Source organism: Dyella sp. Tek66A03 (assembly GCF_052567735.1).
The window spans coordinates 2,201,546-2,225,283 of sequence record NZ_CP199584.1; the positions used below are offsets into that span (position 1 = coordinate 2,201,546).

General features: G+C 63.1%; 20 protein-coding genes. 8 read left to right on the forward strand and 12 right to left on the reverse strand.

All coding sequences use genetic code 11. The annotated features are described in order from the left end of the window. Nucleotides 1-11: 11 nt before the first annotated feature. Nucleotides 12-1,007, reverse strand: a complete 996-nt coding sequence (locus tag ACT01B_RS09720; protein WP_445147148.1) for an MBL fold metallo-hydrolase — start codon at nucleotides 1,005-1,007, stop codon at nucleotides 12-14. A 462-nt stretch (nucleotides 1,008-1,469) separates the two neighbouring features. On the opposite strand from ACT01B_RS09720, the gene ACT01B_RS09725 reads away from it, so the two are divergent. Then, a complete protein-coding gene (locus tag ACT01B_RS09725) occupies nucleotides 1,470-1,934 on the forward strand; it encodes a hypothetical protein (protein WP_445147149.1) in 465 nt (154 codons plus the stop codon). Nucleotides 1,935-1,954: 20 nt separating this feature from the next. On the opposite strand, the gene ACT01B_RS09730 is transcribed toward ACT01B_RS09725, so the two are convergent. Both ACT01B_RS09730 and ACT01B_RS09735 read right to left on the reverse strand, forming a co-directional pair. Then, nucleotides 1,955-3,589: an MASE1 domain-containing protein gene (locus ACT01B_RS09730; protein ID WP_445147150.1), complete on the reverse strand. Its 1,635-nt coding sequence runs from the start codon at nucleotides 3,587-3,589 to the stop codon at nucleotides 1,955-1,957. 479 nt (nucleotides 3,590-4,068) lie between these two features. Next, nucleotides 4,069-4,476 (reverse strand): OsmC family protein, encoded by a 408-nt coding sequence (locus ACT01B_RS09735; RefSeq protein ID WP_445147151.1) that lies wholly within the window; start codon nucleotides 4,474-4,476, stop codon nucleotides 4,069-4,071. 448 nt (nucleotides 4,477-4,924) lie between these two features. Here ACT01B_RS09735 and ACT01B_RS09740 point away from each other — a divergent pair, with 448 nt between their 5' ends. Next, entirely contained in the window at nucleotides 4,925-6,421 is a 1,497-nt protein-coding gene (locus ACT01B_RS09740; protein ID WP_445147152.1) for an efflux transporter outer membrane subunit, read from the forward strand. 61 nt (nucleotides 6,422-6,482) lie between these two features. Here the strand turns inward: ACT01B_RS09740 and ACT01B_RS09745 are convergent, their stop codons facing one another. Then, nucleotides 6,483-8,069 (reverse strand): MFS transporter, encoded by a 1,587-nt coding sequence (locus ACT01B_RS09745; RefSeq protein ID WP_445147153.1) that lies wholly within the window; start codon nucleotides 8,067-8,069, stop codon nucleotides 6,483-6,485. A 12-nt stretch (nucleotides 8,070-8,081) separates the two neighbouring features. Then, the gene (locus ACT01B_RS09750) at nucleotides 8,082-8,711 is read right to left on the reverse strand and encodes a hydrolase (RefSeq protein WP_445147154.1); all 630 of its coding nucleotides are present in this window, start codon (nucleotides 8,709-8,711) and stop codon (nucleotides 8,082-8,084) included. Nucleotides 8,712-8,960: 249 nt separating this feature from the next. Between ACT01B_RS09750 and ACT01B_RS09755 the strand changes: the two genes are divergently transcribed. The 3 genes from ACT01B_RS09755 to pgm all read left to right on the forward strand — a co-directional run bounded on the left by ACT01B_RS09755 (nucleotide 8,961) and on the right by pgm (nucleotide 11,668). Beyond that, nucleotides 8,961-9,383 (forward strand): GNAT family N-acetyltransferase, encoded by a 423-nt coding sequence (locus ACT01B_RS09755; protein WP_445147155.1) that lies wholly within the window; start codon nucleotides 8,961-8,963, stop codon nucleotides 9,381-9,383. 171 nt (nucleotides 9,384-9,554) lie between these two features. Continuing rightward, nucleotides 9,555-9,821: a DksA/TraR family C4-type zinc finger protein gene (locus tag ACT01B_RS09760; RefSeq protein WP_445147156.1), complete on the forward strand. Its 267-nt coding sequence runs from the start codon at nucleotides 9,555-9,557 to the stop codon at nucleotides 9,819-9,821. Between the two features lie 194 nt (nucleotides 9,822-10,015). Further along, nucleotides 10,016-11,668 carry a phosphoglucomutase (alpha-D-glucose-1,6-bisphosphate-dependent) gene (gene pgm, locus ACT01B_RS09765; RefSeq protein ID WP_445147157.1) on the forward strand — a complete coding sequence of 551 codons (1,653 nt, stop codon included), beginning with the start codon at nucleotides 10,016-10,018 and terminating at the stop codon, nucleotides 11,666-11,668. 20 nt (nucleotides 11,669-11,688) lie between these two features. On the opposite strand, the gene ACT01B_RS09770 is transcribed toward pgm, so the two are convergent. From ACT01B_RS09770 to phbB, 7 genes are all read right to left on the reverse strand, one after another. Further along, nucleotides 11,689-12,714: an aldo/keto reductase gene (locus ACT01B_RS09770; RefSeq protein WP_445147458.1), complete on the reverse strand. Its 1,026-nt coding sequence runs from the start codon at nucleotides 12,712-12,714 to the stop codon at nucleotides 11,689-11,691. 134 nt (nucleotides 12,715-12,848) lie between these two features. Beyond that, the gene (locus tag ACT01B_RS09775; RefSeq protein ID WP_445147158.1) at nucleotides 12,849-14,519 is read right to left on the reverse strand and encodes an ArnT family glycosyltransferase; all 1,671 of its coding nucleotides are present in this window, start codon (nucleotides 14,517-14,519) and stop codon (nucleotides 12,849-12,851) included. 106 nt (nucleotides 14,520-14,625) lie between these two features. Continuing rightward, nucleotides 14,626-16,392 (reverse strand): ArnT family glycosyltransferase, encoded by a 1,767-nt coding sequence (locus ACT01B_RS09780; protein WP_445147159.1) that lies wholly within the window; start codon nucleotides 16,390-16,392, stop codon nucleotides 14,626-14,628. 79 nt (nucleotides 16,393-16,471) lie between these two features. Further along, nucleotides 16,472-17,473 carry a glycosyltransferase family 9 protein gene (locus ACT01B_RS09785; RefSeq protein ID WP_445147160.1) on the reverse strand — a complete coding sequence of 334 codons (1,002 nt, stop codon included), beginning with the start codon at nucleotides 17,471-17,473 and terminating at the stop codon, nucleotides 16,472-16,474. A gap of 445 nt (nucleotides 17,474-17,918) precedes the next feature. Next, on the reverse strand, nucleotides 17,919-18,395 hold the full coding sequence (locus ACT01B_RS09790) for a host attachment protein (RefSeq protein WP_445147161.1): 477 nt from the start codon (nucleotides 18,393-18,395) through the stop codon (nucleotides 17,919-17,921). A gap of 134 nt (nucleotides 18,396-18,529) precedes the next feature. Next, nucleotides 18,530-19,081 carry a GNAT family N-acetyltransferase gene (locus ACT01B_RS09795; protein WP_445147162.1) on the reverse strand — a complete coding sequence of 184 codons (552 nt, stop codon included), beginning with the start codon at nucleotides 19,079-19,081 and terminating at the stop codon, nucleotides 18,530-18,532. Nucleotides 19,082-19,265: 184 nt separating this feature from the next. Then, entirely contained in the window at nucleotides 19,266-19,988 is a 723-nt protein-coding gene (gene phbB, locus ACT01B_RS09800) for an acetoacetyl-CoA reductase (protein ID WP_445147163.1), read from the reverse strand. Nucleotides 19,989-20,221: 233 nt separating this feature from the next. Between phbB and ACT01B_RS09805 the strand changes: the two genes are divergently transcribed. From ACT01B_RS09805 to ACT01B_RS09815, 3 genes are all read left to right on the forward strand, one after another. Continuing rightward, nucleotides 20,222-20,344 (forward strand): hypothetical protein, encoded by a 123-nt coding sequence (locus tag ACT01B_RS09805; protein WP_445147164.1) that lies wholly within the window; start codon nucleotides 20,222-20,224, stop codon nucleotides 20,342-20,344. A 276-nt stretch (nucleotides 20,345-20,620) separates the two neighbouring features. Beyond that, on the forward strand, nucleotides 20,621-22,342 hold the full coding sequence (gene poxB, locus ACT01B_RS09810; RefSeq protein WP_445147165.1) for a ubiquinone-dependent pyruvate dehydrogenase: 1,722 nt from the start codon (nucleotides 20,621-20,623) through the stop codon (nucleotides 22,340-22,342). Between the two features lie 67 nt (nucleotides 22,343-22,409). Next, nucleotides 22,410-23,669 carry an MFS transporter gene (locus ACT01B_RS09815; RefSeq protein WP_445147166.1) on the forward strand — a complete coding sequence of 420 codons (1,260 nt, stop codon included), beginning with the start codon at nucleotides 22,410-22,412 and terminating at the stop codon, nucleotides 23,667-23,669. Nucleotides 23,670-23,738: the final 69 nt, after the last annotated feature.

Sequence of the window (23,738 nt, forward strand, 5' to 3'; positions counted from 1 at the left end):
GTCGGGGCTCGCTATGCCTTTGCTGGCGAAACCCGCTGACGCCTGCGGCGTCGGACGAACCAGCGTATACCGAAGCCGATGCCGATAAGAAGCACCACGGCTGCGCCCGCCAGGCATTGCAGCACGCGCCTCTGGCTGTACATCACGAACATGCCGCTGTGCCCGTAAAAGCCGTTATAGCTTGCCAGGACGGATGGCAGCTTCATCAACGCTTCTTTGTCCAGAGGCAACGCCCGCTCGTTCGGGTGATGGGTGGAGCCCATTTCCAGGGTCTGGTCATTGCGGTCCATCTCAATATGCCCGCCCAGTACGTAGGTCACGGGACGCGTACGGATGAACTCAGTCATGCGCGCGGCACTGGCCCGGTCGGCGTCGGCGTCGTCGATGATGAGTCGGCCCGGCAGGAAGAAGTCGCCGGTGAAAACGAGTCCCGTCGCGCGATCGTAGTAGGAGACATGCGATGCGTAGTGCCCTGGTGTGGGTATGACATCGACGATGCGGCCGCCGAGATCGACCTGGGCGATGCCATCGGGCCAACGGGAGAAGCCGAAGTACTCGGTGACGTGCGCGAGATCGGTGCCAACGATCGTCGCTTGAGGCATCGAAGTGAACTGGGCATCGCCGGATCGATGATCGAGGTGGCCATGGGTGTGCACGACGATGAGCGGCATTTTCGAGCCGCCAACGGACGGCAGCAACGACATGACCGTGGATGCCAGCGGTACCTTTTGCGCCTCTGTCACATCACCGGTGTCGATCAGCAAGGCCTTGGCGTCGCCGATCAACAGATACATGAAGGGGGCCTCGTAGGTGGTGCAGAGGCTCTCGCGCAAAATATAAGTATTTTCGTTATAGCGATGGACCTGCAAAGGCTGCGGCGGGTTTACCTTGCAATCCGCCGCGCCACTATTCCATTGCACGTCCATCGAACCGGCGGCCAGTTGCGCCGACGCCGAGTCAGCGAGCAAAAAGCCGAAAGCCAGCAATCCATACAGCATCCGTTTCATCGTGCTTCGCCGGTCATGAGGGGTGCGCCATCATGGCGCAGGACGATCCTCGGCGTCGGATGCAGGTGGGCGGGACAAGGTTTAAAGCCGTTTGTCCGAAGGGCGTTCTCGTGCGCCGAAACGATGCCGTTCCGCCGCGCATACATGGCAACGCTGGGCGTCGTAAAGCAGTGCTCAAGCCATGCGCGTCCAGCGAATTCACGTCGGCTACACGCCGATTGAAGGGCTATAGGGCGTATCCAGCCAAGCGCGTCACCACCTTGCCCGGCGAGAGTGTCGTTGCCGTTGGATAGCTCTGGCCTTACTGCCGCGCATGCATCCGGGGTTTCTAGTGCATATCGGGGGCAAGGCGAATTCAGTGGATCGGCGACATCTCCACGAGACGTCGTGCCGATCCGAAAACCAATCGGTAGATGCCAGGCGGCATCTAGCAATCAGGGGTCGGCTATGAAGGGAAAGCATATGCATCATGCATCGAACGGGTTTGCGCGCGTGGCCGCGGTTGGCTTGTTGGCCATGGCGTTGTCTCCAACCAGCGCCCTGGCGGCCGGCGGCCCGCCAGTCACGGGGCTCGGGCAGGCATGGCCCAATACCACCGACGTCAGCGCCAGCCCGCACTGGCATGTCTACCTGTTTCAGCGCGGTGGTATCCGCTATTTCCAGATCAATGATCTGAATGGCCATGTGCGGGCTGCTTTTGCCGCGGCGCAAGGTAGTTTCCTCGGCCTGCCGGTAGGAGTGGACGCGGCTGGCCTGGCGACTCCGCAGGAGCCATTGCCTGCGCCTGCCAGCAAGAAAGGCGAAATCGTCTATCAGAACGCCGACGTCAAGGTGTTGGTGGCCCCGCAGGCGGATGGCACGCTGCGTCTGTTCGCGGCGAACGGCGATTGCACGGATCCGATCGAGTGCACCTCGCGGATCCAGTGACCGGAGGGTCGAGGCGCCTCCTAGGCGGAGGCGCCTCGATGGAGCGGAAAGGCCCGTAGCGAGTCGCGCAGCAGCAGCGTCACGCTCAAGCCATCGGCTAGATCGCGCAGATGCACGTAGCCGCCATAGATCTGCGCGCGGTCGCGAATGCTGGCGATGCCAAGCCCGCTCGCTCCCAATAACGTCATGGCCTGCTTCCAGGACTCCGCTGTAGGTGCCGTTGCGTCGCCGTCAGGTGCCCCGCGCCTACCGACCAGGCGCATGACGACCCAGCGCTGGCCACCCGTATGGCCGCCACGTACTTGCAAGTGGATGTGCTGCGACTGGCCGCGCGAAAGGACGTAGACCAGCACTTCGCACGCCAGGCGATAGAGCGCCATATGGACATCCGGTGCCAACTGGCTCAGCCTGCGCCCCGACAGATCGCAGCGATAGGTGGCGCCTGCCATGGCGACGGCCTGGGCAAACGGTCCTTCGCGCAACGTGGCAGGCACGCCCCGCTCACGCCAGCCACGAGGGTAGAGCGCGTTAGCCAGTCGATGCATTTCGTGTTGGGTGAGCGCGGCCTGTCGGGAATAGGCGCGCTCCTCGTTCGCCGGCAACACATGTCGAAGGCGATCCAGCAAGCGATTGTGGTTCTCGCGAATGCTCTGGCCGATATGTTCGAGCGTATCGGCAGCCTGGCGCAGTCGCAGTTCTTCGAGATAAAGACCTTGTTGCGCCAGCTGGAATCCGCGCAAGGTATCGGCCTGGCTGGAATGCGCGGAATGTGTCTGATGCGCGATGCGCGAGCCGAGCATGAGCAGGGTGGTGATGGCGAAGGCCATCAACGCCTGTGCCTGGATGACTTCCGGGTCGCGAACCATGGTCGACGTAGTCGCCACGGCCATGCTTGCCAACATGCCACCCAGGGCTGCACCTTGCCAGCCGTGGCGAGAGGTGAGCCACACCACCGGCAGAAACATAGCGATACGAAATACCTGCATGCCGTCGCCATGACTGCTGAGGACCAGGCCCATGAAGGCAAACAGGGGCAGCAGCACGCCGATCACGCAGTCCCTGGCCAGATGGCTTTGCCAAAGCGTCGCCTCTGAGCTTGCGCCCGGGCTCTCGGTCAACCAGAGATAGAGGGCAAGGACGGCGGGCACCAGCGTAAGCGCACCCAGATAATTGCCGAGGAAGTAGCCGAATACGACTTGAGCGCTAACTGCGGGTGCGACCACCTGACTGGCCATCCGCACGGTAGTCAGAATGGCAGCGTTGCAGATGGCGGTAAGCAACCCGGCCGACATCGTCACGCCAAGCAACATGATCATGTTGATCTGGTGGTTGCCGCGAAACAGGCGGGAGCGGCGCTGACACCACGCGACCACGATGGCCAGCGGGGCCACCGGGGGGATGGCCGTCAGCAGTGCCCAATGCCACCCGAACTCTTCCCGGCAAATCCATGCGTGATAGCCGACAGGAATGAATTCGCCGACGATCAGTGCGGGCCAGTAACGGCGAGGAACCAGCAGCAGGCACGCCAGGCGTAGTCCGGCCGGCAGGTTCCAGTGCGAGGTGGATACGCTGCGCAGCAATAGGTAACAGGCCGCATACGTGCCGGCGATGGCAAGCTGGCGGCTCCAGTAAAATCGCCTTGTTGTTTCCCCCATCGCTTGCATCCCCTTGATTGCCACTTTCCCAGGGTTCACCCGGGCACGAGGTAATGCGATACACCGGGCGACAGCGAAGCAGCGCCCTTGAAGACCTGTGATGCCCCGAGTCACGCGCGTTGTTTGGACGGCCTGGTTCTGCGCGTGAAGTCACTCGGACTGCCCTGAAAGTAGTCCTTCTTGCGTAGCGTGTCGTGAGTCAGGTGGCATGCCACCCGGCGACGTGTCTCGCATGGGATTCCCCATGCGGACTTTTGCACGTCCCCGGGTGATTTCTTGGTGAAGGGGGTCGCAGGATGGGCATCGCATCCTGTCGCGAGTATTTGCGACGTCGGCAAGATGGCGCCCATGGATGGTGTGCATGGCCGCGTGATTTGCGGCCAAGACCCTGGCCGGCAAGGAAGTATGCCGCGCTTGAATAGCGTCGGGACAGGCCAAGGCGCGACCTTGTCCCTGGTGGCAGATGGCGGCTTAGCCCCTTACAGCGCGTCACCGCGCGCGCTGGTTATGACGGCACCCTCGCGCATGGCCTTGGTCACCGGTGTGTTGGCGACGATCTCAAGCAGGCGCTGCCATTGCTCATCGGATAACGGCTGGTCCGAGCGCAGGACACGATGCACATGCATGCGCCCTTCATCGTCACGAGTCAATTCAAGCTCGGCGCGAAATTGGCCCAGCTCCCAACCCTTGTGTTGTGCGTACATGCGCAGCGTGATAGCCGTGCACGCCGCGAGCGAGGCGAGGTAATAGTCGAAGGGCGCCGGTCCGACACCTTGCCCGCCGAGCTGGGTGGGCTCATCGGTATCGAGTGCGAAGTGGCCCGCCTTGATGTGGTGAAGATAGTTGGAGCCGGTGGACTCAATGGTGGCGAGCGAAACGCGTGACATGTTGTAAAACTCCGATTGATGTTGTTATGCCGCGCACCTGAGCTACTCGGTTCAGGCCAGCCTCGACTTCGCGCTACCAGCGTAGGCGGCGGGACTCGCACCGCCAGGTGCATGGCAAGCGCAATCACGCGCGACTATGCAATTCGACCAAGGTAGCGGTGCTTGGATGGGCTTGCGCGCCGCGTTTTCGACCCTGGCGGCTCGGCTACCCGGAGCATGTCGTTTTTGCGATGCATACATCAAGTGTCGGCGATATAATTGCGACACTCGGGCGTCCCTAGTATTTGCTGAGCGAGATTTGGCGTTGATCGACCATGACGACTCGCCATGACGTCGAAACCGCCGGCTAGCACGTCGGCAGCGGTCGCCTCGCGCGGCTTCGCGACCTTGGCAATGAGCGGCTTCGCCGTGCGCCCCTGTTGCTTTCCTTCCCCGGATGATCTTCCCCATGCGCTCACCTGTTCTTTCCACCGCTTTGGCGCTTTGCATCACGCTAGCTGGCTGTGCCACCAGTCGTGGCCTGCATACCACCGGTACGCTGACCGAATCAGACAAGCTCGCGTCCGAGCGCAGCCTCGCGGATGTCAGACTCAGTGCAACGGCGTGGCCGGCGCAGGACTGGTGGGTGGGTTTTGGCGATCCTCAATTGACCTCGCTGATCGATGAGGCACTCAAGAACAATCCCAGCCTGGATGAGGCCGAGGCGCGCGCCCGACAGGCGCAAGCCGTGGCAGATAGCTACAACGCCGGCCGCAAGCCGCAAGGAGAGCTGGATGCCTCGATCACCGGCGCCCGTCTTTCCAGCAAGAATCCGATCTACCCGCCATACGTGCTGGGCACGTTTGGCTGGAGCAAGTCGATTACGGCCGGATTCTCGTGGGACCTTGATCTGTGGGGCGGCAAGCGCGACGCGTGGGAAGCGGCCCTCGGTCGAAGTCGCGCCGCTCAAATCGACGCTTATGCCGCGCGCATCCAGCTTTCCGTCAATGTGGCGCGCGCCTATGTGCGGCTCGGCTACGCTTTCGCCCAGAAGGATGTTGCCGAGGCCGAGCTGCAGCGCACCACGCAGGCACTGGACGTGACCCGGCGCCTGGTGACGGGTGGCCTTGAGGCGCCGCAACAACAGCATCTGGCCGACGCCCAGGTTGCCGGTGCCGAGCAGCAGAAAGTGGCCGCTGAACGCGCCATCGATGCGGCACGCAGCAGTCTTTCGATCCTGTTGGGGCAGGGGCCGGATCGTGGGCTTGCCATCGATCGACCGCATCTGGTCGATCTCGGGCCCGCGGTCTTGCCCGATAAGCTACCGGTGGACCTGATCGGCCGTCGCGCCGATCTCGTCGCCGCACGCTGGCAGGTCGAGGCGGCCGGAAAAGACGTCAAATCCACCAAGACCGAATTCCTGCCCAATATCAGCCTGAGCGCGATGGCCGGCTTTGTTGCCCTCGGTGGCAGCACCAATCTGTTCCAGTTGCCTGCGCGAACCTACGCCTTTGGTCCGGCGCTGAGCCTGCCACTCTTTGATGGCGGTCGCCGACGCGCCCAGCTTGCGGCTGCCGATGCCGGCTATGACGCCTTGGTGGCGCGATACAACGGCCTACTCGTCAACGCCTTGAACGACGTATCCGACCAGGTGTCCGCGTTGACCTCGGTGCGCGCCCAGATCGTGCTGGAGAAGCGCGCCGAGGAAGACGCGCAGAAGAGCTGGGATGACGCGATCAAGGCGTACCGTGGCGGCCTGAAGGGGCCGCTGACGCCACTGACGAGTCGTCAGGAATTGCTGCTGGCACAGCAAAGGCTGGCCCTGCTGGAAAGCCAGCAGACGGATATTTCCGTGCGTCTGATCGAGGCATTGGGCGGCGGCTTTGACGGTACGGCGGAGGTGGCCGAGGTCAATGCGGAGCATCCGCAGCAGGCCTCGTCGGCCAGCAACAAGCCAAGTCGCTGAGCGAGCGATGTCGCAGCGCGCTGGTGGTGCGACGTGCGCGCGCGGCCCTTGATCGACGTCGTCATGCGCCTTTCAGGGCGAGGAAATGACTCACCTTCGGTGGTGCGGTCCCGGTGTGATAACGCAGGACGATGTCTTGTAGATCCGCGTCGGCACGGGACACGCGCTGGTGCTGGCGCAAATGCTCCGCCCAGGATTCCACGAAGAACCACTCCACGATGCGCCGCGGATCGGCGGCGTCTTCGCTGACGCCGCAATTGTAGGCGCCATCGCGCATGCGCTCATTGCCAAGCGCCTGCAGTGCGCGCAGGAAGCCCTCTCGATCGCCGTGGCGAATGTGGTATTCCACCAGAACCAGCACGGGGCCACGATCTCCCGGCACCGGCGCGGCGACCAGGGGCTCAGGCCAATGACTGGATGCGGAAAGGTCAGCCTCGCCCGGCGGCAACGGGATGCGTTCCAGCAGGACGGCGGCAAGCGCGAGACCGCCCGCGCTCAGCAACAGCGCATTGGCCAGCCCCAGCCCGTCGGCCACCAGGCCCCAGCCAAAACTGCCTGCCGCCATCGCTCCGCTAAACACCGTGAGATAGATGGCCAGGCCACGTCCGCGCACCCAATTGGGCAGAATGGCCTGGGTCACCCCGCTCAGGCTGGTCAGCGCAGCAATCCACGCGCCGCCCAACACCAGCAGTGCTGGTAGCGCCAGCCAGCGATGAGGCACCAGGGCGATCAAGGCCATGATCACGGCGGTGACCGCCGATGCGAAGAGCATCAATCGATCCGTATTGGTCCGAGCACGCACTCTTGGTAGCAGCAAGGCGCCCAGGATCGCACCAAGGCCGACGGCGCCGAGCAGGACACCATAGAGTCCGGCACTCCCGCCCAGCAAGCGGCGCGCAATCAACGGGAGCAGCGCCCAAATGGCGCTTGAGAATAGAAAATAGACGGCCGCGCGAAGCAGGATCCGCTGCAGTTCGCGACTGGCCAGTCCAAACCGGATGCCTGCGCGAAATGCCCCGCCGAATCGCTCGGGAAGCGTGTAGTCGGCCGATGGTTCCCGATGCCATCGCAATAGCGCACCCACCACAATGAGGTCGCTGGTCGCATCGATGGCGTAGGCATACGGAGCCCCCAATGCCACCAGCAGCAGGCCCGCAACAGCCGGGCCAACGGCACGCGCGATGTTGACGCCAAGGGAGTTCAGCGCGATCGCCGATTTCAGCTGATCACGCGACACCAGTTCGGGCACGATCGCTTGCCAGCTGGGCGCCATCAATGCAGCGCCGGTGCCGCTGGCAAAGGTGAGGGCGGTGAGCAACTGCACCGTCAATGCGTTGGCGCGGGCGAGCAACATCAAGGTGACGCTGACCAGGGCCAACACGAGCTGGATGATGATCAGCAGGCGCCGGCGATCGAGGATATCGGAGAGCACGCCAGCGAAGATGGCGAGCAGGAAACCAGGCAGCACACTCATCGCCTGGATGGTCGCCACGGCGGATGGCGAGGTGGATAAATCGGTGACCAGCCAGCTGCTCGCCGCGTCACGGATAAAGCTGCCGGTATTGCCCAGGATGGTGGCAAACCAAAGCATCCCGAATACGGGAATACGCAATGGGGCGAGACTTTCGCCGAAGCCCGGCGTCTTCATGCGCGAGGCACCTCAGACTGGATGAATCATGTCCCTCGAATACGCCAGGCCAATGCCGTAGCCGCCACCGTGGGCTTCAACGATCGCGCGCGCGGCGTCGTAGGTTTCGTGGCGTGTCCAGTCGCGCTGAAGCTCCAGCAGTACCTGAATCCACGACGTGAGCTTCGCGCCCGCAGCTTCCAGTCGGCGCAGCGCCAGTTCGTGGCTGGTCGTGGTCAGGCCACCGCAGGCATCGGCGACCACCAGCACGTCATAACCATCCGCCAGCGCCGACAGGGCGCAGAAGGTGACACAGGCCTCGCTGAGCAAGCCGGAAATCAGCAGTCGCCGGCGCCCGGTGGCCACCACGGCAGCCTGGGCCGTGGCATCTTCCCAGACATTCATATTGCGCCGTTCAATCGGCTGCACGCCTGGAATGACGGCATGGATCGGCGGCATCAAGGGGCCGCTATACACCTTGGAGGCCGAGGTGGATACGACGATGGGCAGGCTGAAGGCGACGGCGGTGCGGGTCAGCGCCACCGTATTGGCGACCAAGGTCTGGCGATCGATCGAGCCCACGCCAAAAGCCAGTCCAGCCTGTTGATCGATGAGTATGAGCGCACAGTCAGTCGGCGTAAGCAACGTGGTGGCGGGTGTCATGACGCATTCCTCAATACTTTCCGAAGTGACGGGCCGGCACAGTGATGACTGCACGGCACAAGCGGCCGTGCGAGGCACCCGACCCCAATACCATTGGCGTGTGGTCTTTTAATCCTAGTGGCGTCAACGGCTCGTCGGGAATGCCCATTCGAGTGTTTTTGCCCGACCAGTTACGACATGGAGCCCGCAGGAGCACGCCATGCAGAAGGCCCGGATAGACTGATTTCCTACCTCGTCCCGAAGACCGCCATGACGCATCGATTGCTCAGTCTCGAAAAGCCGACCCTCGATGACCGGGAGGCGATCGCGGCCCCGCTTCGTGCCTACAACCATGAGCACGCACCGCCGATGCGGATGCTCCCCGTCGCCATCCTTCTCCAGGACGAGCACGGTCAAACGGTGGGCGGCCTATGGGGCAAAACCATGTTCGACTGGCTCTATGTCGAGCTGCTGGCGGTACCCGAGTCCATGCGCGGCCACGACGTGGGGACGGCACTTATGCGCAAGGCCGAGCAAGTCGCCCAGGATCGCGGTTGCGTAGGTGCGTGGCTCGATACCTTTGCGTTCCAGGCGCGCGGCTTCTACGAGCGGCTTGGCTATGACGTGTTCGGCGAGATCCCGGATCACCCCGTGGGCAGCGCGCGATACTTCCTGAGCAAGCGCTTCGGCTGAACAATCCGTCCCGTCTGGGGGAGCCACCGGCTCCGATCGCTGGAAATTTGTCGTGTCGCCCTTATCTATGGGTTTCTGCTCGTAGCGACAGCAGCCAGGAACGGGCTGGCATCGCAAACACGCATCGCGCCTTGTCGAATGGCGCACCGCCGCGGCTATTCGGAGGCGATCATGGCAACAGGCTGGGCCGGTGACGGCGCCGTACAAGATCAGATCGACGCCACCGTGGAAGACGCGGTGAAGCGCGCTCGCAGCCGTCTCAACAAGGGCCCGAGCCTGACCCACTGCGAAGACTGCGACTCGCCGATTCCCGTCGCGCGACGCGAAGCCGTGCCGGGCGTGCGCCTGTGCATTGCCTGCCAGGAGACGCATGACCGGGAGCAGGCGGCTGGGGGTGGCTACAACCGTCGCGGCAGCAAGGACAGTCAGCTGCGTTGATGGCCGAATGGCCGCACACGGCCAGACCCTTCAGCGACGGGCTTTCAGGGGCGAAGGAGGGCGCGGTATTGACACTGGTCAGCGAAGCGCGGGTCAATAGCACTCTTCTCTGCCGCGTATAGAGTGCGTAGCCGCATGACGATGTCCTTTGCCACCGCTGGATTCCATACCTCGATCCGCCGCGAGGTGCGCGCATGAGCGCCAAGATCAGTCCGCTGGCCGGAAAGCCGGCGCCCGCGTCGCTGCTTGTCGATGTAGCCCGCCTGCGCGATGCCTACGTCGACCTGCGCCCGGATCCGGGCGTGCCGACCCAGCGGGTGGCGTTTGGTACGTCGGGGCATCGCGGCAGTTCGTTCGAGCGCAGCTTCAACGAATGGCATGTGCTGGCGATCACCCAGGCGATTTGCGAATACCGTCAGCACAAGGGCATCGATGGCCCGCTCTATATCGGTATCGACAGCCACGCGTTGTCCCAGCCGGCCTTTGAAAGCGCGCTGGAGGTGTTGGCGGCCAACGGTGTACCAACGATGATCGCCAAGGGCGGCGAGTACACGCCGACGCCCGCCATCTCGCACGCGATCCTGACCGCCAATCGCGACCGCAGCACGGGTCTTGCCGATGGCATCGTGGTGACGCCGTCGCATAATCCGCCCGACAGTGGCGGCTTCAAGTACAACCCACCCAATGGCGGTCCGGCCGACACCGACGTCACCGGCTGGATCCAGAAGCGCGCGAACACGCTGCTGGCAAACGAACTCGGGGGCGTGCGTCGCATGCCGTTCGCACAGGCGCTGCGCGCATCGACCACGCATGAGCATGACTTTATCGATGCCTATGTGCGTGACCTGGGCAACGTCATCGACTTCGATGTCGTGCGTGGCAGCGGGGTCCACCTCGGCGTGGACCCGCTCGGCGGCGCAGGCGTGCATTACTGGGCGCCGATTGCCGAGCGCTACAAGATTGATCTCACCGTGGTCAGTGAAGAAGTGGACCTCACGTTCGGCTTCATGACGGTGGACTGGGACGGCAAGATCCGCATGGATCCTTCCTCGTCCTACGCGATGCAGCGATTGATCGACCTGAGGGATCGTTACGACGTCGCCTTTGCCTGCGATACGGATCATGATCGTCACGGTGTCGTGACGCGTAGTAGCGGGTTACTGCTGCCGAACCATTACCTGTCCGTGCTGGTCGATTATCTGTATCAACATCGGCCGGACTGGCGACCTGACGCTGCCGTGGGCAAGACCCTGGTGAGCACGGCTCTGATCGATCGCGTGGCAAAGCGCCTGGGTCGCCAGCTCTACGAAGTGCCGGTCGGTTTCAAGTGGTTTGTCGACGGCTTGTTCGATGGCACGCTCGGCTTCGGTGGCGAGGAAAGCGCGGGCGCATCGTTCCTGCGCCGGGACGGCGGCGTGTGGAGCACCGACAAGGACGGCATTGCCGCTGCGCTGATGTCGGCGGAGATCACGGCACGCACCGGTCGCGATCCGGGCGAACTGTATCGCCAGCTGACGGCCGAGCTGGGCAGCCCGCTTTCCGAACGTGTCGACGCGCCCGCCCATGCGGAACAGAAAGCGCGGCTTGCCAAACTCTCGCCAGAACAGGTGAAGAGCACCGAACTGGCGGGCGAGAAGATCGTGAGCGTGCTCGATCGCGCGCCTGCCAATGGCGCATCGATTGGCGGGATCAAGGTCGTCTCCGAAAGCGGCTGGTTCGCTGCGCGCCCCTCGGGCACCGAGGATATCTACAAGATCTACGCGGAGAGCTTCAAGGACGATGCGCACCTGCAACTGCTGTTGCAGGAAGCGCAAACTATTGTCGACGCCGCGCTAAGCGCGGCGTGACGGGCAAAACGCGCAGGCGCTCAGACTGGCGACGGAATGAGCTCGGCGAAGCCGCCTTGATGCCAATAGGGGTAGGCCGGCGTGAACGCGCTGGCCGCATCCAGTTTGGCGACCTGTTCCGCCGTGAGGCTCCAGCCCACGGCGCCCAGGTTCTGGCGCAGTTGTTCCTCATTGCGCGCACCGATCACCACCGTCGCTACCGTGGGTCGCTGCAATAGCCAGTTCAGGGCGATCTGCGGCACGCTCTTGCCGGTCTCTGCCGCCATGACGTCCAGCGCATCGAGCACCCGATAGAGATATTCGTCATCCATCTGCGGCCCCTTGTCGCCGGTCGCGTGCAAGCGACTTTGCGCGGGCAGGACAGCGCCCCGACGCAACTTGCCGGTCAGTCGGCCCCAACCAAGCGGGCTCCATACGACGGCGCCTACGCCCTGGTCCAGGCCCAATGGCATCAACTCCGACTCATAGTCGCGACCGATCAGCGAGTAGTAGGCCTGATGGGCGATATAGCGCGGATAACCGTAACGGTCCGCCACGGCGAGCGATTTCATCAGATGCCAGCCGGAAAAGTTGGACGCGCCCACGTAGCGAATCTTGCCCGCGCGCACCAGGTCATCCAGCGTGGAAAGCGTTTCCTCGACCGGCGTCTTGGCGTCGAATCCATGCAACTGGAACAGGTCGATGTAGTCCGTACCCAGGCGCTTCAACGCGGCGTCGACGGCCTTCAGCAGATGAAAGCGCGAGGAGCCGACATCGTTCGCGTCGTCACCCGAGCGGAAGGTGGCCTTGGTGGAAATCAGCACGCGATCGCGTCGCCCTCTGATCGCCTCGCCTAGGATGGACTCGGCGGCGCCATCGGAATAGACGTCCGCGCTGTCGAACATGGTCAGGCCCGCATCGAGGCAGATGTCGACCAGTCGCCGGGCTTCTGCAATATCCGTCTTGCCCCAGGCGCCGAAGAACTCGCCTTTGCCGCCAAACGTGCCCGTGCCAAAGCTAAGCAGCGGGACCTTGAAGCCCGATGCGCCCAATTGCCGGTATTCCATGAAGGAACCTCGATGGGTGATGGAGCTTATCGTCATGGGGGCGGATGCCGGCGATCCAAGGCATGGCATTTCGCGTGCGATGACGCGCACGGCGCAACTACTACGGCGATCTCCTGGCTTGATTCAAGCGTGGCTCAGTCCGAAACCTGCTGTTTTTCCAACGCTTCCGCATACGCTGGCGCGGGCCACACGGCCAGCCAGATGCCGCGGAACGGCTGGGTATAGACGGCGTGCGCCCGATCAGCGTCGGACAAACGCTTCGGGTAGGTAACGATCAGCCCATCCGGATGCGCGGCCGCCCATGCCTTGGTGGCGTCGAGTCCATGCACCAGGTCCACGGGGCGGGTCAGGCGACCGAGAAAGGTGTACTGGCCATCGTTCGTATCGACGCTGGCGACCGACTGACCGGTGGCCTCGGCCTTCGCAAGCAGCGCCGCCACCGGAGCGAAGTCGTAGGCGGGCCATAGCGTCAGGCTGAACAAGCCATTGGCGGCGACGGTGGCGATGAGGCCAACGCACGCCACGCGATACAACTCGCCCTTGCGAATGGCGACCAAGGCCACCGCGAGCAACAGGTACAGGACACCGAAGGGCACGCTATAAGGCACGACGGTCACAAACTGCGGGTCGGCTGCGATGCCATGACGCACGAGCGCGCCTAGCGAGATCAGGGCGACGCCCATGACCCCGCTCACCAGCGCCATGGGCCACGGACCGAGCCAACGACTGCCCGCGCCTTGACGCTCCTGCAGGCGCAACAGCGCCACCGCCATCAACATGGCGAAGCCGGCATATTCGGGCAGCAGGTAATACGGCTGCTTGCCACTGACCAGCGAAAAGCCCAGCAAGACCGGGCCGATCCATGCGAGCAGGAAACGCAGCCCCGATTCGAACGGACGGCGCAAGCTTGCCAACGCCACCCACACGCGCGGCCACAGCACGACCGGAAACACCAGCATCGGAATCACCGGCACATACCACCAGAACGGCTCGGCATGGGCAAAGGCATCGACCACGCGACCGGCGGTCTGGTGGACCAGCAACTTCTGTCGATACGTTTCACCACCGGCCCATGCGGCCAGCAGCGCCCACGTCAGCAGCACAGCGAGACCCAGCAGAATGGCGCTGCCGCCGCGCACGTACCACTGGCGCCGCTCACGCCGCGCCCACTGACTCCACAGCGGGCCCAGCAGCCAGGGGAAGGCCACATGCAGCAACATCACCGGCCCCTTGGCCAGCAAACCCAGCCCGACCGCCAGGGCAAACCAGGCAAAGCGAGGCGCTTCGTTACGTGGCGTCGGCACGAGGCACAACAGCGCGGCAAGCACGCAGTTCGCCAACAGCACCTCGTACATCACCTGCAGGCCGAACAGGAAACCATAGGAGAACGCGAGCAGGATCCACGGCGTGACGTGGGCGACCAGCGGCCGCGCAGGAAACAGCCGGCGCGCGAGCCTGGAGACCAGGATCAGCTGCAGGCCGCCCAGCATCACTTCGAGCAGACGCGGCCAGACATCGCCAACGCCGCCGATCGCCCAGCCCAGGTGGATCAGCCACAGCAGTAACGGCGGCTTGTCGCTGTACGGCACGCCGTTGAGGTAGGGAACCAGAAAGCTGTGATGAATCCACATTTCCCACGCTACCGACAGGGTCCGTGTGGAGTACATCGGCATCGGGCCGTGCTGAAACATGGCGATCAGCGCCGCCGGCGCCCAAAACAGCAGCCATGACCACGGCAGGGCCCATGCGAGCGGCGAGCGCGGCGTAGCGGGCAAGGGCTGGTTCGGGCTGTTTGATGGCGTCACGGGGATGACTCAGGCTCGCTGTGGGGCTGCTGCGGTTTGCCAGCAGCCGACGGTAGGGAAGGATCGATGCCGCTGGGCTGCATCGTCATGCGGCGCGGACGCAACATCAGCGATGGCTGTCGACACCACCCCAATCCTCGACCTTACCCTCAGGCACGTCGCCGCCGCGACACGCCGGTGCAATGGCATCGACTCGGTAGAGCCGCCAGTCGCGTCCGCTCGTCACGCCCATATCGATGGAAGCGTCGCGATTGACGCACGGTGCCATCACGTCCGACAGGATCAGCACCCAGCGCTGAGCCGGCTCCTGTTCCTGCCACCGGATGGCGTCGGACAACTGGCGATGCCACGGCGTGACAAAGCCAAAATCGGTGACCTTGCGCTCGAAGGCCAGGGGCAATTCTTCTTTCCAGGCGACCAGTGCCAGCTCCCCGTCCGGTCCGATCGTCTGCTCGACCCGTTGCACCAGGCCGGCCGGTGAGCTCGCCTTGGCCAACAACGGCGCGCCCCACAGGCTCCATAGCAGCCAGAAGCCAGCGAGGCCGGCGAGCAAGGCCACACCAGCGCGCCGCACCCGGAACACCAGCACGCACAGCAAGAGCCACACGCCCGCCGCGACAAACATCCACCAGATCGACGCGGCCTGGTCGCCGAGTTGCCTTGCCGTCGCAAAGCGCGTGGCGAACGCCGAATGGAACAGCAACGAGTGTGCCCCCAGACCCAGCGCCGGCAGCGCGAGCAGCAGCAGGAAGCCGATCGCGGTCCACTGCGCCCAGCGTCGCTGCATGATGGATTCGAGGAAGGGGCCCGCACACAGCGCAAGCAGCGGCAGCGCCGGCATGATGTAGACGTCGCGCTTGGCCCGGGTCAGGCTGAAGAACAGGATCAGCAACACCACCCACACCATCGGCAACAGAAAGCGCGCGTCGCGCTCCCGCACCTGTTGCCGCCACGCCGGCAGCAGCCCTGGCAGGGCCAGTGTCAGCGGCAGCCACGAGGTGACGATCACCTCGAGGTAGAACCACGGCGGCTGAAAACTGTTCCACGGGTGAACATAACGATTCACCGTCTGGTTGAAGAAGATGTCGTGGAGATAGTCCCGTGCGGTCACGCTGTCGTGCGTATGCACGTAGAGCAGCAGCGGCACCAGCCATAGGGCGATGGCCGCGACAAACGCCACGGCACCACCCAGCCAGAGCAGCGCATGTCCCTTGATCGATGGCAGCTGGTTCCAGCCTTGCCGGCGTGCGAACAGCCAGGGCAGGAACATCAGGAAGGCCAGCACGCCAACACCCTTGGTGATGACGCCGAGTCCTGCTGCGAAGCAGCCGAGCCAGAACGCGCGCCAGTCCGGTCCCCGCAGGAAATGACGCAGCAACCCATAGTTGGCCAAGGTCACGAAGAAGGTCACCGTGGGGTCGATCTGGCCGCGCTTGGCCTGGAACACGAACTGCACCGTACACAGCAAGGCGAGCCCGGCCCACACGCCGGCGCGATGCCCCCAAAGCCGCCGGCCCAGGTCGTAGACCAACCACAGCGTGCCGAGCGAGCAGAGCAGGGAAGGCAGCAGGAAGGCCACCCACCATTGACCGGTCAGGCTGTACGACAGCGCCTGCATGGCCATGAAGGTGGGCGGTTTATCGGAGTACCAGTCCGCTCCCCGATGGGGGATCAGCCAGTTGCCGGAGGCCACCATTTGATGCGCCACCAGGGCGAAGCGCGGCTCGTCCGAAGGCGTCGGGCCGCGCAAGCCCATGCCCGCCGCCAGCAGCAGGAGCGCGCCGAGCATCAGCAGCCATCGCTGGATTCGTTCGCGCCGCAGGGCCATCTCCGCCGGTACGGGCGGAATCGGCAATGCTTGTTCAGCCGCCATGGAAAGTCATCGTGTGTGCCTTAAGGACGCGCAGGGTGCCAGATACGCGTCCCCATGTCTCGGGGGCAGCAAGCCGCGCTTACCGTCCAGCCGGGCTGACGATGGCCTCGATCGGCTGGCCTGACGCTATCGATTCGCGCGGCGCCGGTGCTGACGGACCCTTGCCCAACAGGCCCGCGAACGACTCGACCACCTGGTTGGCGGTTTCCCGGGCCGACAGGTCCTTGGTGACCAGGGCGCAGCTGCCCAGACCGTAAGGCTCATAAACCGATGCGTCGGTAACGCTGAACAAGCCCACGGTCGGCACGCGAGAGGCGACCGCAAGGTGCATGACGCCGCAATCGGCGCTGATCATCAGGTCGACGCCCGCCATCACCGCACTCATGCGGCGGATATCGGTGGAGAAGTAGCCGGGCCAGGCCGAATCGAGCATTGAGCGCCCATGCATGGGCACGATTTCGACGAGGTTCGACGACGGACTCAGCTCCTTGAAGGTGGTCAGGAACTCCTGCCACCACTCCCGCGGATACCGCTTCGCACCGGTGGCATTGGCAAAAACGCCGACTACCAGCGGGGTCATGGCCTGCTGCGGAACCGCAAGCATGTCACGAATGACTTTGCGCCCCTGCGCACGCTCGGCATCCGTCAGGCGCATATCCAGGGTGGGGTAGTCGATGGATACGCCACTGGCGTGGGACGGATCCCAGTGCAGCAGATCGATCGATCGCTTTGCCATATGCGGCGCGGCCGCCGCATGCGGCACGTTCTGTGTCAGCCCCGATTTTTCCGGTGTATCGCTGAAGCCAAGCTTGAATCGGCCCTTGCTGAATTTCACCAGTGCGCGACTGAAACCCGATCCCAGGATGGGGTCGATGATCAGGTCGTACTGCGTCTTTCTGACCTGAAACAGCATGCGCAGGAAGCGTACAGGGCGCTTGAAGCCACGCTTGGGCAGGCAATAAATGTTCTTCACGCTGAAAAACGTGCTGAAAACTTCCTTCGCGATATCGCCTTCCGCAAGGATGTCGATCTCGACGCCCTTATAAAGACGCTCTAGTTCAGTAATGAGCGGCGTAAGCAAGACCATATTGCCCAGCCGATGATTGGGCCGACACACAAGGACCCGATAAATTCCTTTTCGTGGGATGGGCTCCTGCCTTTGATTCACGAAGGTTTTGTTCAAGCGGCACCGATAGTGACTGTTCGTTGAGTGGAGTTAATCAGAAGTCGAGCCAAACCGTTGCTGGAAAAGGATTTTTCCTCTGCCAAATAACGAAGTATCGGCTCAAGCGGCTTTCATGAAGCTTAGATTCGGGCTGGTCGCCTAGGGCGTCCCCAGCCCCCTGAAGCGTTATAGCGCCATCGACACATGATGCTTGCGCACGCCCGTGATGCCCCGCGCACTGCCAGTTATCTGCGCAGCCGGGTGTGCTGGCCAACGCCCCTCACGCCTACGCACACATGCGTGCTCCGCCTCTTGACCAAGGGTGCTCGAAGCAGCGCGCACTTTGCAATAGGCACGCCTGCTACATCGCGGCATGCGCCGGATGTGCTCGAAAATCATGCGGAAAGGCCACATGCAGGCGATCGAGCAGGTCGTTGGGTCGCAGCGCAATGAGATCGTTCCCTATCTCGCCAGCCACGCGTGAGGCGAGGTGATCATCGAGGCTCTCATGAAGCACGCCGAGGAAGCGGGGCGGGGCGACCAGGAAGAGGCGCTCAAACTGGTGATGTACCTGCCCATTGATCAAGGCCTTTTTCAATGATTTCGCAAATTGCAGCGCATGCTTCTCCCGCCACGTCTTACGCGGCTCGATGGCATGTCGGGCCGGCCCGAGGCTGACCTCCGCGCGCGGCAACCTGCGACCGAGGCTGTTGCGGTTGGCGCCGCGACCATCGAGATTGGTGAAGCAGGCAATCTCGACCAAGGCCTGGGAGGGCCTGGCCATCTCGAAGAGCCGCGCCTTCGCCGCGTCCGACACCAGAATCCACGCATTCGCCATAAGTCCTCCCCATGACACCGAGCATGTTTTCGATGCTCGCGGCCTGCGAAGCCGCTGGAGCCGCGTCCTACCGACGTGGCTTGCACAAGTCGAGACGCCTCAACGGAAGTGCAGGGCAGGCGTTGGGCGTACTGTTAGTCGTTCAGCTCAAGCTCGAAGGTGACCGAAGCGGGATCTTCCGGGTCCGGGCGGCTGTGAAAACCAAGGTGCCGCGCCAGTGCGTGCGTGCCGGCACTGCGAACGGCGTCTACCGCGTACATCCGCCGAATGCCGCGCAACCGCGCCATCCCGATGAGATGCTGCATGAGGATGCCGCCCACGCCGCATTTCTGCCACGCCGGATCCACCGTCACGGCACAGTCGCAACGCGTGCCATCGTCGCTGGTGCAGTAACAGGCCACGCCAACCTCCACCTCGTTGCCGTCCTCATCCGCAAGGGCGGCCAGCGCAAATTCGCATGGATCAAAATGGGTCAGGTCGCGGGCGGCTTCCTCGCTGTTGTCCTTGATAAGCCCCAGGAAGCGATACGACAGACCTTCCGGGGTCAGTCGCGACAGGAAATCACGTTCCAGCGAGACATCCGCCGAATCGATGGGGCGGATATGAATCAGGCGACCGTCGCGCAGTCGTCCTTTCCATGACGCCGGGTTCGCTGCGGCCAAAAAGTGGGTGGAAATCTGTTGCATGGCGCGGCCCTCGTCGGAGGTAACAGGCCGATATTTCATCCTGGCTGACCAGGCACTTCCCTGGACTCAACCTTTTGCGGGTCGTCCGCTGACTCCTGCAACGATACGCCGAATTGAAAGGCAGTTCCTCTAGCTATAGCGGCCCGAAGCCCTGCCGAACAGGTCACGCGAATTCTCCATGAATTCAGCTCATCCATTGCCCGCCATTGACACTGAAGGTGGCGCCGGTAATGAAGCCGGCGCCCTCGCCGACGAGCAGGGAGACGAGTTGCGCCACATCCTGGGGCCGACCCAGACGGCCGCAGGGGATGCCCGCCACGATCGCCTTCAACAGCTCCGGCCGAATGGCCTCCATCATTTCGGTTTCGCAATAGCCCGGCGCCACGGCATTGACCGTAATGCCCTTGCAGGCGCTTTCCAGGGCGAGCGCGCGGGTGAAGCCCAGTACACCGGCCTTTGAGGCCGCGTAATTGACCTGGCCCACCTGTCCTTTCTGTCCGTTGATCGAGCTGATATTCACAATGCGGCCATAGCCGCGCTCGCGCATGCCCTCGATCACCTGCCGGCACATGTTGAACATCGAGTCGAGATTGGTGCACATCACCTCACTCCACTGCTGCGCGCTCATTCGGTGCAGCATGGCATCGCGGGTAATTCCGGCATTGTTGACCAGCACGTCGATCGGCCCGACCTCCGCTTCCACGCGCTTCACCCCCTCGGCGCAATCCTCAAATCGGGACACGTTCCATGCGTAGACGGGGATGGAGGTTTCCTCGCGAAACAGTTCCGCTGCCTCGTGCTGGCCGCAATACAAGGCGACGACCTGGAAGCCATCCAATTTCAGTGCAATGGCTATGGCGCGGCCCAAACCGCGCGTCCCGCCGGTGACTACGGCAATGCGACTCATGACCGACTCCCGCCTCGTTCCGAATCAGGTTGCGCCAGCGGGCGTAAATGTTTGTTGAAGGTTTAGCGGTGAAATGGGGCCCACCAGGCCTGAACAGGCCGCTGTGTACCAGAGGCGGTGAGATCAGTGCGCAACAAAGCCGCAACATGGCCATGCTGTAGTCATCACCATCGGCGCTGTTGCCAGTCCGGATCGGCGCCGATCTTGACGCTCTCTCAATAAGGAGGACACCCATGTCGTCCGTGCTGGTTGGATCATTCGCGATGTCGGCGCTGCTTATCGAAATCGCCATCATGCGCACACTCGAAAGGCGCTGGATTGTCGCAAGAGACGCTCAGCGCGAGGCGCAAGCCTAGGCTCCCGCATGGAATAGCTGGGAAAGGGTACGCGAATGGCACGGCGGGCGTGCACCAGCCAGCGGTTGAGGGGCCATCTCGTCTACTCACGCTATCGGCACCTCAAAGGGCGGTGTCGATTACCCGAAAGAGGGGTCTCGCTAGCTCATCACTCACCCACACTCATCCCGCGCCTTGACGGTTTGTTGGCGAGGTGTGCGGCACGCTCGCACTTTCCGGCACCCCGGGTCGGGAGTGCGAAGAGGTGCCGCTCATAGCCCACGGGAGAGATGCATCATGACAACGGTAGCCGAGCGGCTGGTCGAGACCTTGGAAGCGGCAGGAGTGACGGGTATCTACGGGCTTGTGGGTGACTCGCTCAACGGGATCACGGATGCGCTGCGAGGCCACAAGAGTATTCCATGGATACCGGTTCGCCATGAAGAAGTTGCAGCGTTCGCCGCCGGCGCGGAAGCACAGCTCACGGGCAAGCTGGCCGTTTGCGCAGGAAGTTGCGGCCCTGGCAATTTGCATCTGATCAACGGCTTGTTCGACTGTCACCGCACTCGCGTTCCGGTGCTGGCGATTGCCGCGCATATTCCAAGTACGGAGGTGGGTTCGGGCTATTTCCAGGAGACCCATCCGCAGATCCTGTTCAAGGAGTGCAGTCACTACGCCGAACTCATTACCGACGCCAGCCAGGTGCCGCGCATTGTCGAAACGGCCATACGCGAAGCGGTGACCAAGCAGGGCGTTGCCGTCATCGTGATCTCCGGCGACACCGCCATGCGCGACGCTGGTCCACAGAAGCCATCACCGCGGCCGGTACCACGGCTGCCCAACGTGGTGCCCGCCGATGCTGACGTAGACGCACTCGCAGCGCTGATCAATGAAGGCAAGCGCGTCACCCTGATGTGCGGTGCCGGTTGCGCGGGCGCCCATGATGAAGTGGTGGCGTTGGCCGCCAAACTGCAAGCGCCCGTCGTGCATGCCTTGCGCGGCAAGGAACATGTCGAATGGGATAATCCCTTCGACGTCGGCATGACCGGACTGATCGGCTTCTCCTCCGGCTACTACGCCATGATGGCCTGCGACACGTTGCTCCTGCTGGGCACCGACTTTCCCTATCGCCAGTTCTATCCGGAAAAAGCGCGCATCGCGCAGATCGATATCCGTGGCGAAAGCCTGGGCAAGCGCTGCCGGCTGGAGCTTGGTGTCATCGGTGATGTGCGCGAAACGCTCAAGCGGTTGGACGGCAAGCTCAAGCAAAAAACCGATGCCGCCCATCTCGATCAGGCGAGGACGCACTACAAGAAGGCGCGTGCCGATCTCGATGACCTGGCCGTAGGCCATGCGGGGCGCACGCCGATTCACCCGCAATTTCTGGCCAAGGTCATTAGTGACGCGGCGAGCGAAGATGCGGTGGTCACCTGCGATGTCGGCGAGCCCACGGTGTGGGCCGCGCGTTATCTACGGGTCAACGGCAAGCGCCGATTGATCGGTTCCTTCCTGCATGGATCCATGGCCAATGCCATGCCTCAGGCGATCGGTGCGCAAGTCTCCCATCCCGGTCGGCAGGTGATTTCCATGTCGGGCGACGGCGGCTTCACCATGCTGATGGGTGACCTGCTGACGGTGCGGCATTTGAAGCTGCCGGTGAAGATCGTGATCTTCAACAACAGCCTGCTCGGCTTCGTCGATATCGAAATGAAGGCGGCCGGCTTCCTGCCTACAGGCACGCATCTGGACAATCCCAACTTTGCCAAGATGGCCGAGGCAATCGGCATCTACGGTGTGCGTGTGGAAGATCCTGCCGATCTCGTCGATGCCGTAAAGCAGGCCTTCGCACACGACGGCCCTGCGGTGATCGATGTGGTCACCGACCCGATCGAGTTGGTCATGCCGCCCAAGATCACGGTCGAGCAGGCCAAGGGCTTCAGTATCTGGATGATGAAGTCGGTGCTCAACGGACAGGGCAACGAAATCGTGGAGCTGGCACGCACGGCATTCGGTCGCTGAGCGTTCGATCACTTAATCAGGCGAAGCAACGACGGTTCACGCCCGCTTCGCTGTACAACGAGAGGACATGCCTGTGAGCGCTGTATCCGCACCGTTCGACGCCTCTCGACCACAAACCCGCGCGTTCGCCATCGCGTGGGCGTGTGCCCTTGCTTTCTATTTCCTCGAATACGCGGCGCGGTCTGCACCCGCCGTGATGATCCCGGAGTTGTCGCAGAGCTTCGGCGTTTCGCCGCTTGGGGTGAGCTCGATCCTGGGGATGTATTACTACACGTACTCCACGACGAGTCTGATCGCGGGTGTTCTATTGGATCGGCTCGGGGCGAAATACGTTGTTCCCGCCGGCATGGCCATCTTGGGCGTTGGCTGTCTCGTGTTTACGCTGCCGGCTCCCGCCATGGGTGATATCGGCCGTCTATTGCAGGGAGCGGGATCGGCCTTTGCGTTTACCGGTGCGGTCTACCTCGCCGCCCACGGCTTCTCCGCGCAGCGCCTGGCCACCGCTATCGGTGTCACGCAATGTCTGGGCATGCTGGGTGGCACGGCCGGACAGTTGGGGGTAGGGCCGCTGATCCATGGGCCGCTTTCGGTCACGGGCTTCTGGACGATGCTTGGCGTGGTGGTGCTGCTGGTCAGTGCGTTGCTGCTTACGTTGACGCCGAAGGAACCTCGCGCCGCGGCGCAGGGCAGTGGCCTGTCAGGCATGCTGGCGACCTACAAGATCGTCCTTTCGAATCCGCAGTCGTACCTATGCGGATTGGTGGCGGGTTTGCTGTTTGTGCCGACCACGATAGGCGACATGGTCTGGGGCGTGCGCTTTTTCCAGGAGGACAAGCTGTTCAGCTACCAGAGCGCCGTCTTCGCAGCCTCAATGGTGCCCTTGGGCTGGGTGTTTGGTTGTCCGTTGCTGGGTTGGCTGGCCGATACCTTGCACCGGCGCAAGCTGGCGTTGGCCAGTGGCGTGATCGTGATGTTGTTGTGCGCCATCCAGCTGGCCTATACGCCGCTACCGATGCCGCCGTGGCTGACCTTGTTGCTGTTCGGCATCGCCTCAGGCTCGGCGATGATTCCCTACACCATCATCAAGGAAGTGAACCCTGATAGCGTCAAGGGCAGTGCCACCGGCGCCATCAACTTCCTGACGTTCAGCGTGACGGCCCTGGTGGGTCCCATTTTCGCCTCCCGGTTCGGCAAAACACTGGGGTCGAGCGAGGATATCGCCACGCACTTTCGCCAGGCCGGCTTATTCTGGGTCGTGCTTATCGCACTCGCCCTGGTGGCGAGCCTGCTGCTCAAGGAAACGGGACGGCCCAAGACCGGCGGCTGAGCGATGCGAGATGCATCGCTCCAACGTGAGCCTAGATGGCGTAGGAATGCGCTGCATCGGAATTCAGCG